This is a genomic window from Pontibacterium sp., assembly GCF_041587635.1.
Classification (GTDB): domain Bacteria; phylum Pseudomonadota; class Gammaproteobacteria; order Pseudomonadales; family Balneatricaceae; genus Pontibacterium.
Genome location: NZ_JBFGYC010000748.1, coordinates 1 through 1,187, shown reverse-complemented (window position 1 = coordinate 1,187; position 1,187 = coordinate 1). Strand labels below are relative to the sequence as shown.

Below are 1,187 nucleotides of genomic sequence, written 5' to 3'. Positions count from 1 at the left end.
TGGTTAAGCCCACTGATGGGTATCGTCGGTTTGCCGGAACAGGCCGGACTGGTCTGGGTCAGTGCCTTGCTGGTCAACATTTACGGTGGTGCTGCGGTATTTATCGGCATTCTGCCCAATCTGGAGATCACCGTTGCCGAAGTGACCGTGCTCTGGTCGATGGTGTTGATTGCCCACGCCCTGCCCGTTGAACAACGCATTGCACAGAAAGCCGGTGCCAGCTTCTGGTTTACCGCAGCACTTCGATTCTTTGGCGCACTGATCTATGGCGCGGGCCTCAATGCAATCTACAAAGCCGGAGGCTGGCTGCAACAACCACTGGAGTTGGCATGGTTGCCACAACTGGAAGACACCAGTAAAGCTACGTGGGCAGACTGGACCTGGAGTAATGCTCAGTCGCTATTTTGGGTGTTTGTAATCATCGTGGTGTTGTTGGTTGTACTAAAGCTATTTGATCTGCTGAAGATCACCGATCTGCTATCAAAAGTACTGACGCCGATCCTTAGAGTGATGGGCATTGAAGGCCGAGCGACTACGCTGACCATGTTCGGCACACTATTGGGGCTGACCTACGGCGGCGCACTGATCATCAAAGAAGCCCAAGCCGGTCATGTTGCCAAGAAGGACATCTTCCTGTCACTGTGTTTTATGAGCCTGTGTCACAGCCTGATTGAGGATACATTGTTTGTGATGGCCCTCGGGGCGGACGCAAGCGGCGTATTGCTGGGGCGCTTTATCTTTTCTGTGGTGGTTGTGGCGATAATTGCCGCTGGCCTGAGCAAACTTCAGCGCCCTGTCACGTCAACACATCAAAACTAGAGGATACTCACCAGACCATCTGCCCCCGTCTGAATGGTGAAGTAAGCGAAGGAAGAACGCGGAGGCGTGATCGCGGTATACTTATCGCTTTCACCATCTGCGAAGGAAACGGCGAACCATGGCAAAATCCCCGAAGAAAGAGGTCGTATCAGACGAAACCAAAACGGACGCGCTGAAGATCGCCCGCGCAACCCAAAAGCCGGGCCAGACCAAGGAACAGACCAAACTGATCGCCCAGGGGATTGAGAAAGGGATTGCTCAGTATAAAAAACAGCAAAAGTCCAAGGCTCGCGAGCTGGATCGCCAGCGAAAGAAGGTGAAATCCGCAGCCTCTGCCGCTGCACCTGAATCAGTTAACGACACACCCC

Annotated in this window: 2 protein-coding genes; both read left to right on the top strand. The window is 53.5% G+C overall.

Annotated elements, in window-relative coordinates:
- Positions 1-819 (top strand): hypothetical protein (locus tag ABYW01_RS21395; protein ID WP_372836638.1); only part of this gene is annotated, 819 nt, incomplete at its 5' end.
- Between the two features lie 118 nt (positions 820-937).
- A partial coding sequence (locus tag ABYW01_RS21390; protein ID WP_372836636.1) for a DUF2956 family protein occupies positions 938-1,187 on the top strand: 250 nt, incomplete at its 3' end.